The sequence below is a fragment of the Streptococcus danieliae genome (assembly GCF_009767945.1).
GTDB classification, from domain to species: domain Bacteria; phylum Bacillota; class Bacilli; order Lactobacillales; family Streptococcaceae; genus Streptococcus; species Streptococcus danieliae.
Map to the genome: position 1 here is coordinate 1 of NZ_WSRS01000081.1, position 7,884 is coordinate 7,884.

9 protein-coding genes are annotated in these 7,884 nt (G+C 44.5%); 1 reads left to right on the plus strand and 8 read right to left on the minus strand.

The annotated features are described in order from the left end of the window. Positions 1-298: 298 nt before the first annotated feature. The 3 genes from hpf to E5983_RS07690 all read right to left on the minus strand — a co-directional run bounded on the left by hpf (position 299) and on the right by E5983_RS07690 (position 2,873). On the minus strand, positions 299-841 hold the full coding sequence (hpf, locus tag E5983_RS07680; protein ID WP_160333282.1) for a ribosome hibernation-promoting factor, HPF/YfiA family: 543 nt from the start codon (positions 839-841) through the stop codon (positions 299-301). Between the two features lie 80 nt (positions 842-921). Then, the gene (locus E5983_RS07685; RefSeq protein WP_160333283.1) at positions 922-1,521 is read right to left on the minus strand and encodes a ComF family protein; all 600 of its coding nucleotides are present in this window, start codon (positions 1,519-1,521) and stop codon (positions 922-924) included. Between the two features lie 62 nt (positions 1,522-1,583). Continuing rightward, positions 1,584-2,873 carry a DEAD/DEAH box helicase gene (locus E5983_RS07690; protein ID WP_160333284.1) on the minus strand — a complete coding sequence of 430 codons (1,290 nt, stop codon included), beginning with the start codon at positions 2,871-2,873 and terminating at the stop codon, positions 1,584-1,586. 54 nt (positions 2,874-2,927) lie between these two features. Between E5983_RS07690 and E5983_RS07695 the strand changes: the two genes are divergently transcribed. Continuing rightward, a complete protein-coding gene (locus tag E5983_RS07695) occupies positions 2,928-3,575 on the plus strand; it encodes a YigZ family protein (protein ID WP_160333285.1) in 648 nt (215 codons plus the stop codon). A 71-nt stretch (positions 3,576-3,646) separates the two neighbouring features. On the opposite strand, the gene E5983_RS07700 is transcribed toward E5983_RS07695, so the two are convergent. Genes E5983_RS07700 through liaF form a run of 5 tightly spaced genes read right to left on the minus strand, consistent with a single transcriptional unit; the run spans position 3,647 to position 7,727 of the window. Beyond that, a complete protein-coding gene (locus E5983_RS07700) occupies positions 3,647-4,009 on the minus strand; it encodes a S1 RNA-binding domain-containing protein (protein WP_160333286.1) in 363 nt (120 codons plus the stop codon). After that, positions 4,006-5,406, minus strand: coding sequence for a Cof-type HAD-IIB family hydrolase (locus tag E5983_RS07705; RefSeq protein ID WP_160333287.1), 1,401 nt, complete (start codon positions 5,404-5,406; stop codon positions 4,006-4,008). Before E5983_RS07705 ends, E5983_RS07700 begins: the two co-directional genes overlap by 4 nt. A gap of 8 nt (positions 5,407-5,414) precedes the next feature. Beyond that, positions 5,415-6,053: a response regulator gene (locus tag E5983_RS07710; protein WP_160333288.1), complete on the minus strand. Its 639-nt coding sequence runs from the start codon at positions 6,051-6,053 to the stop codon at positions 5,415-5,417. Next, positions 6,031-7,044 carry a sensor histidine kinase gene (locus E5983_RS07715; protein ID WP_160333289.1) on the minus strand — a complete coding sequence of 338 codons (1,014 nt, stop codon included), beginning with the start codon at positions 7,042-7,044 and terminating at the stop codon, positions 6,031-6,033. Before E5983_RS07715 ends, E5983_RS07710 begins: the two co-directional genes overlap by 23 nt. After that, positions 7,041-7,727, minus strand: coding sequence for a cell wall-active antibiotics response protein LiaF (gene liaF, locus E5983_RS07720; RefSeq protein WP_160333290.1), 687 nt, complete (start codon positions 7,725-7,727; stop codon positions 7,041-7,043). Before liaF ends, E5983_RS07715 begins: the two co-directional genes overlap by 4 nt. Positions 7,728-7,884 lie beyond the last annotated feature (157 nt).

Below are 7,884 nucleotides of genomic sequence, written 5' to 3' on the forward strand. Positions count from 1 at the left end.
TAGTGTCCCACACATTGGTATTCGTCTTGTTCAGTTTTCAAAGGTCATGCCTCTCACGAGACAACTTCATTAGTTTACCAAAACCTCAAATCTTTGTCAACACTTTTTTGAAAAATTTTTGAAGTTTTTTTGACTTGGTTCGGATGTGCCGAACCTTTATCAACTAACTGTCCCGTTTAAGGAACTCTCCCTTCAGGACTTTCTTAGTATACAACACTACAGCTTTCTTGGCAAGACTTTTTGCTCATTTTTTTTAAAAAAAGAGACTGGGATCAATCCCAGCCTCGTAATATAGGGTTTATTTAACTTCGAGAAGTCCAAAATCACCGTCTTCACGTTTATAGAGAACATTGGTCGAATCATCCTCTGCATCTTTATAAATAAAGAAGTCATGACCTAGTAAATCCATTTGCAGAACTGCTTCTTCAACACTCATAGGTTTTAAATCGATTTGTTTGGAACGAACAATATTCACTGGAATCTTCTCGTCATCTTCAACCAATTCATTGGTAAAAATATGACCAGTTGGAACCTTAGCCCGATGTTTCTTTTCAATTTTGGTTTTATTTTTACGGATTTGACGGTCAATTTTGTCAACAACTAAATCAACAGAGCCATACAAATCTTGAGAAACATCCTCTGCTCGTAGAGTGAGCGAGCCAAGTGGGATGGTTACTTCAACTTTAGCAGTTTTTTCACGATATACCTTTAAATTGACCCGTACATCCAATTCTTGATCTTCTTGAAAATATTTTGAAAGCTTTTCAAGTTTTGCTGTAACATAATCACGAATGGCTTCTGTTACCTCAATATTCTCGCCGCGGATACTATATTTAAACATATATATACCTTCCTTCTAAGCTAGAAGCTTTTCTATATATACAGTATAACGTTTTCATTCTTAAAATGCAAGCCCTTTCCTCATCGAGCGATGGAAAATGTGAAAATATTTTGACAACCATTTTCAGAAAGAACTTTCTTAGCCAACTCCATTGTAGCCCCTGTAGTATAAACATCATCCACTAAAATTACCCCTTTTTGCACCTTGATTTTCCCCTTTACTGCAAATACTTGTTCCATCGCCAGCCGTTCCCTCCGATCTTTGCCAATTTGGTGCTCCACGTCTGCTTTTTGTAAAATCCGCTCATAAGAGATTTCTGCCGCCTCCAATATTCCTTCCACTTGGTTAAAACCCCGTTCTTGATACCTTTGCTTAGAAACTGGAATTGGCACGATGGTATAGCCTTTCCATTCTTTGAATTTTTCTTTAATCTCTTTGGCAAAAACAAAACGCAGCTGGTAATCTCCCCATTGCTTGTATTGAACAAAATAGTTAGCCATATTCTGCTCGTAGCGGTAAAGAGCTGTGTGGCAGATACGGTGGCCGCGGTCCTGCCAAGCTAGGCAGTCCGGACAGATTTCCGAGTATCCTGCCTTTTGGCAAGTCGGACAGTAATTTTTCCCAATCTTTAAAAAGGAACTTTGGCAAGAACCACATAGAACCTCTCTACTCTTACGCATCAAAAAGAGATCTCGGAAACACAGGGGACTTGAAAAAAATGTCTGACAAAGAATACAGGTCGTCAAAAGCCAGCCTCCTGGTTCATCTGTTTGATTTCTTGAATGGCTTGTTTACTAGCCCGGGTCTGCTCCTGCATGAAAAAGAAAACCAGCCCATCTGGTCGCTCCTTGCTACGCCCCACGCGCCCGGCTATCTGGACAAGACTGCTCTTGGTATAAAGAGTATGGTCCGCTTCCAAGACAAACACATCAACTTTGGGGAAGGTCACTCCCCGCTCTAAAATCGTAGTTGTAATCAAAACCTCTACCGATCCCGTCCGAAACTGCTCCACCAGCTCCTTCCGATTCCCTGAAGAAGCGGAAACAAAAGCGACCTTCAGATTCGGAAAAAGATGGCTTAACTTTCGATAGAACGTTTCTCCCCATTGAATCAATGGCAGAAAAATTAAAAGGGGAAAACCACTCTGACGCTGTCTCCGAAACTGCATCAGAAAAGTCCTGGATACACCCCCCTTTTCTTGATAACCCGACCAGTAAATAATTCGCGGTAGGACTAGGGGGTGTTGGTGAAAACGTTTGGGTAAGGCTAAGCGCACCAAGTCCCCACACTGAATCCTCTGCTCCAACAAGGGAGTAGTCGTAGCCGTCAAAAAATGGATTGGGGCAGCTACTTTCCGAGCCTGCTCAACCGCTGCATAGAGCTGGGGATTTTCATCAAAGGGAAAGGCATCTACCTCGTCCACAATCAGCAAATCAAAGGCCTGGTAGAAGCCAAATAATTGGGGAACAGTTGCCACAATCAACTGACTCCGTTGGTAGGGAGCCCCCTCCCCATATAGAAAACAAGAGGAAACTGTAAAATCTCTTTGCAAACGCTGATGCAGTTCGCGACACACATCAATCCGCGGACTTGCCAAACCGACCACACCACCTTGGTTTAAAGAATCCGTCAACAAGGGATAGAGCATCTCCGTCTTACCGGCACCAGTCACGGCATGGACTAGACATGATACTCCCTGCCGACTTTGCTCCAATAGCGCCTGAGCAATCCGATCTTGATCCGGACTCAGTTCTCCCGACCAGCGACAGGTCTCAGTGGCAGGAAAAGGTACTTGTGCCAGAAAGTAGAGAGACTGGTCCGAACGTAACCGGCCCATCTGGATACAGGCCCGACAATAGAGGGCTCCATTGGGTAGCCGATTAACTGAGGTCAGTCTGGTTTGGCAACGTTGGCAAATCCACTGGCCACCAGATTCAGTAATACCAGCCATACAGTCTGATTTATCCTTTAGGGAATCAGGCCATTCCCTTTCCGGTAAACGGCGACCCCAGTAATTTTTTTCATCTTCCATACTTCTTTATTCGAAAAAACTTGCATTCTTTTTTACTTTTACTACAATAGAATTATGGAATTTAGAACAATTACTCAGGACGGCGCTGCCGAACAAGATATTAAAAAATCTCGCTTCCTTTGCCAAGCCAAGCGGGTTGAAACCGAAGAAGAGGCCCGCGCCTTTATTCAGGCAGTCAAGAAAGAGCACTACAAGGCGACCCATAACTGCTCAGCTTTCATTGTCGGGGAAAAGTCCGAAATCAAGCGGTCCAGTGATGATGGTGAACCCAGTGGAACAGCTGGTGTCCCCATGTTGGGCGTCTTGGAAAATCATGATCTAACCAATGTTTGTGTTGTCGTGACCCGCTACTTCGGAGGGATCAAACTGGGAGCTGGCGGTCTCATTCGGGCCTATGCTTCCAGTGTCGCTCTGGCAATTAAGGAATTGGGTATTGTGCAACGCAAGGAGCAAACTAGCTTGCAGGTTGAACTCAGCTATTCCCAATACCAAGAATATGGTAACTTCCTCAAAGAACATGAATTGGAGGAATTTGATACCCAGTTCACTGACAAGGTACAAACCTTGCTCTATTTAGATAAGGAAAATCTACAAGCAATCCAAGCAGCCTTGACGGACTTTTACCAAGGCAAGGTGATTTATCAGGAGGGTGGGATCCGCGAGGTCGAGATTCCACAACCTTTATACGACAAGCAGGACTAGGGAGTCCCGACTGTTGACATACCAAAACGCCGTAAGTCAGTGTTTTTAAAACACGAACTTACGGCGTTTTTCTAATCTTCTTGATTTCGAAGGTAGTCCAGAGCTTCTTGGGTCCAGTGAGATAAGTTCTTCCTCAAAGGACGAAAGCCTGATTTATAGCGATCATTGGTAAAACGTCGACGGCGTGGGAAGCGGTGTTTCTCTTCCTCCAAGGTCCGCATGGATAGGCTAGCCTTGCCGGTGTACTCATCATAATCAACAACTTGGACCGTAATGGACTGGCCAACACTTAGGAGTTCTCCAATATTTTCAATAAAGCCTGTCCGAATCTCCGAAATGTGGATGAGGCCGGTATTACCATTTTCGAGTTCTACAAAGGCTCCGTAAGGTTGAATCCCACTCACAACTCCCTTATATTTTTCACCAATCCTCATTCTTCTACCTCAATTTTCAGAATCACAACCGGCTCTAGTGGTTTGTCCATTGGATCAACAGCGACTTGAGCAATGGTATCGAGAACTTCCAATGAGGCTACATCTACTAGTTGACCAAATACTGTGTGGCGACGATCGAGATGAGGAGTCCCACCTGTTTCAGCATAGTATGCTGCAATTGGGGCTGGCCAGCCTCCTCGTTCCAATTCTTTCTTATTGTAGGTTCCACCTGTGTTTTGAACAAGAAAGAATTGGCTACCATTGGTATTAGGCCCGGCATTGGCCATAGATAAGGCTCCCCGTAGATTGTAAAGTTCCTCGTGGAATTCATCTTCAAATTCACTACCATAGATGGATTCCCCTCCCATTCCGGTACCGGTTGGATCACCACCTTGGATCATAAAATCTTCGATAATACGGTGGAAGGTCACTCCTTCATAGTAGCCGTCCTTGGCTAGGGCTAAAAAGTTGGCCACGGTTTTAGGAGCGTGATCTGGGAACAGCTGGATCTTCATGGTTCCAAGATTGGTTTCCAGCTGAACCACAGGACCTTTTGCTTGCGACAAATCCAATTGTGGGAATTGTAGGATTTTAGGAATCAAGCCCATTTCAACAAGGGCATGCTCAATGCCATCTCCCTCAACTGTTTTGGTCACATAGTCCGCCTTTTCTTTAACAGAGTCCAGGGCTCCTCCCATGGCAACTGCCAAGCCAGCAAGGTCAAATAATTCTAGATCATTAAGACCGTCTCCGAAAACGAGCAAGTTTTCAGGTTTGAGGTTGAGACTGACTAGAACTTTTTCAACACCAACTGCTTTTGACATCTCCTTAATAACCACATCACAGGAATTCGGATGCCAGCGAACCAAGCGGAGGTCTTGAGCTAAATCTTCTGGTAGAGCAAACTCCTGCCCCTCATCCTCAAAGGTCCACATTTGATAGATGGCTTCTTTTTGATCCAAGTCCGGGTCAATCGCTAAATCAGGATAAATAATGTCGATGGCCTCATTAATCAGTGGTGAACGCTCAGACAGACTAGCCTGGTCTTTCCCAACCAAACCAAAGGCGATTCCCTCTTGTGCAGCCCAGGTTTTATAGGCTGCAACTTGTTCTTCTGAAATCGGCTGACTCGCAACCACCTCTCCTTTAGCATCTTCAACATAGGAACCATTGATGGTCACCCAGTAATCTGGTTTTAAAGCCCGGATTTCTGGGACCAAGCCAAGCGGCGAGCGCCCTGTCGCAATCCCCACCTTAATGCCAGCTTTTTTCAAATCCTTAAACACACGTTGCACCGAAGTTGGGATAAAACCCGTATCCTTAACGCGTAAGGTATCATCAATATCAAAAAAAACAATCTTAATTTTTTTTGCCTTGTATTTTGTTTTTGTATTCATCTTCACTCCTATAACCAATCCTCGTCTGATTGTACCAAATGATGTTGAAAGGCATAGATAACCGCCTGCGTGCGATCACTAACCGCTAATTTCGAGAGGATATTTGATACATGTGTTTTAACTGTTTTTAATGAAATAAAAAGTTCATCGGCGATGCGCTGATTTTCGTAGCCCTTAGCCAAAAGCGCTAGAATGTCACGCTCGCGAGGGGTTAGGTCCTCATGCAGGGGACGATTGAGCCGATGGTGTTCAAACTTTTGTGACACTTCAGTCTGAATCGCCATTTCTCCCAAAGACACCCGCCGAATCGCACTAAAAATCTCATCAGCTGTAGACGTTTTTAAAATATAACCCTTGGCTCCTGCTTCCAGAACCGGATAAATTTTTTCATTATCCAGATAGGAAGTCAAAATGAGGATTTTTGCCTCTGGCCAGGATTCCAAAATGGAAAGAGTAGCTTGAATCCCATCCATATCCGGCATTAATAAATCCATCACAATGACATCTGGCCGTAGCTCCAAGGCTAATTCCAAACCTTCTTTTCCATTACTAGCTTCGCCGATCACCAAGGTATCCACCTGCAAATTGAGGTAGCTTTTAAGTCCTAAGCGGACCATTTCGTGATCATCCACTAATAGAATTTTCATCTTGCTCTCCCTTTAAAATTGGTATGCGAATATCAATCGCGACTCCCTGATAGGGAGCTGTTCTGAGGGTCATACGACCAGCCATATCTTCCACCCGCTCTTCCATATTGGCTAGTCCATAATGGAATTCTTTATTCTCCTGTTGATTGAAGCCCAGGCCATCATCCACCATCTTCAACTGTAATTGGCCAGCCGTCTGTTTGAGGTAGACTTCCAAGTGCTGAGCCTCGGCATGGCGTAAGGTATTGCTAATAAACTCTTGCACAATCCGGTAGCAATGATTTTCAATTTCCGAAGGCAGCTGGTCGACTGACACCTCTAGGCGAATCTTCAAAAGACTTTTTTCTTCCACTTCGGCTAACAGGGTTTCCAAGGCGGAGACCAGGTTCCGTCCTTCCAATTCCCGCGGCCGCAGGTGTAGCAGCAAAATCCGCAAATCATTTTGAGCGGTATTGAGGATCCCTTCTACCCCCTGTAACTCCTTTTGAATGCCAGCCACATCTAAACGTGACTGCCGCAAACCGGACACAATCATGCTGGCCGCAAAGAGTTCCTGACTCACCGTATCATGAAGGTCTCGGGCAATCCGCTGACGCTCCTGGGTGACAACCTTGGCTTTTTCAACCAAATTTTCATTCTCCGTTTCCTGCCGTTTTTGTTGCAGGCTGTGAATCGATTGGCCTAAAGCTCGTAGGTCCGAGTCCAGAACAGGATCATCCAAACTGGTATAGACCTGGCCTTTTCGAATCTGTTCCAAGGCTGGGTGCAAGCGGGCCCGAATGGTCTGGGCCCGCCAGACTTGTGCCAAGAAAGCTAAGGCAACAGCACCTAGAGACAGGACAAACAACATGGCCAAAATCTGTAGACCGATCCAATCCCTTAACCAGATCTCAACCCAGTTATAGTTCAATACCTCTAAAAATTTTATAATCAAGAAAAATAGAAGTCCAAAGGTTGCACTAAAGATAAAAAAGTAGATTCCTTTTCTCATCGCCGAATCACCTCGACGTTGCCAAGGAGATTTGTGAAGACCAATTTAACTGAGCGGTTGGCCTTCTCCAAATCGGGACTACTAACCCGCAAGTACTCATTTCGAAGACTATAGTGTTCCTCGAAAAATTGAATATCTCCATAAAGCGTATTCACCGATAGATCAACCGCAATATCAATCGGAACATAGACCCGGATATCACCCACAACCTTCTGAATGAGGACTAGGTTGGACTCTTGTCCCAAAACGACCTCGTCCAAATAAATAGTATCATTGCCGCTAAAACGAACAAGGTGCAAGTCTTCAAAAGACTGATCTTCGCCCAAGAAATAGGATAGATCCCCAATCCAGGTATTCCTTGTTTTCTCCCCCGGCACCTGGATGCCGCTAGAATAGGAACGGTGTTCCCGGTAGAGATAGGGAAGGGTCGCTGTAAAGCCATAAACAATGGCAAAAACAATCGCCGCCATTCCAAAAGGATTAATGCTCATCGCTAAAAAGAAAAACAAAAATAGAGTAACAACCAGCAAATTGGATTGACTATCCACGCGATAATAGTGATACAGCAGCAAACAAAGAATTAGAAACCAAACTCCTCGTGTTACATCATCCGAAAACATGGTTAAAAGAGCAAGCGTCACCAGGATCAACTCAATTAACACAAAAAAATGAATTTTTCTCATCACAGGCTCCTTTACCTTCTCATTGTATCAAATCGCTTGGCACAAGAACAGTCACAACCCCGATTGAATAAGCAAAACAAGAGGCTGGGACAAAAACCCCTCTGACTAACGCAAAAAGCAACGGTTTTAAAGCCGTTGCTTTTTTGCCTTATGGAGA

Coding starts and splice junctions, on each gene's coding strand:
- E5983_RS07690 (WP_160333284.1), bottom strand. CDS start 2,873: ATGGAAGATGAAAAAAATTACTGGGGTCGCCGTTTACCGGAAAGGGAA.
- liaF (WP_160333290.1), bottom strand. CDS start 7,727: ATGAGAAAAATTCATTTTTTTGTGTTAATTGAGTTGATCCTGGTGACG.
- E5983_RS07705 (WP_160333287.1), bottom strand. CDS start 5,406: ATGAATACAAAAACAAAATACAAGGCAAAAAAAATTAAGATTGTTTTT.
- E5983_RS07685 (WP_160333283.1), bottom strand. CDS start 1,521: ATGCGTAAGAGTAGAGAGGTTCTATGTGGTTCTTGCCAAAGTTCCTTT.
- E5983_RS07695 (WP_160333285.1), top strand. CDS start 2,928: ATGGAATTTAGAACAATTACTCAGGACGGCGCTGCCGAACAAGATATT.
- E5983_RS07700 (WP_160333286.1), bottom strand. CDS start 4,009: ATGAGGATTGGTGAAAAATATAAGGGAGTTGTGAGTGGGATTCAACCT.
- hpf (WP_160333282.1), bottom strand. CDS start 841: ATGTTTAAATATAGTATCCGCGGCGAGAATATTGAGGTAACAGAAGCC.
- E5983_RS07715 (WP_160333289.1), bottom strand. CDS start 7,044: ATGAGAAAAGGAATCTACTTTTTTATCTTTAGTGCAACCTTTGGACTT.
- E5983_RS07710 (WP_160333288.1), bottom strand. CDS start 6,053: ATGAAAATTCTATTAGTGGATGATCACGAAATGGTCCGCTTAGGACTT.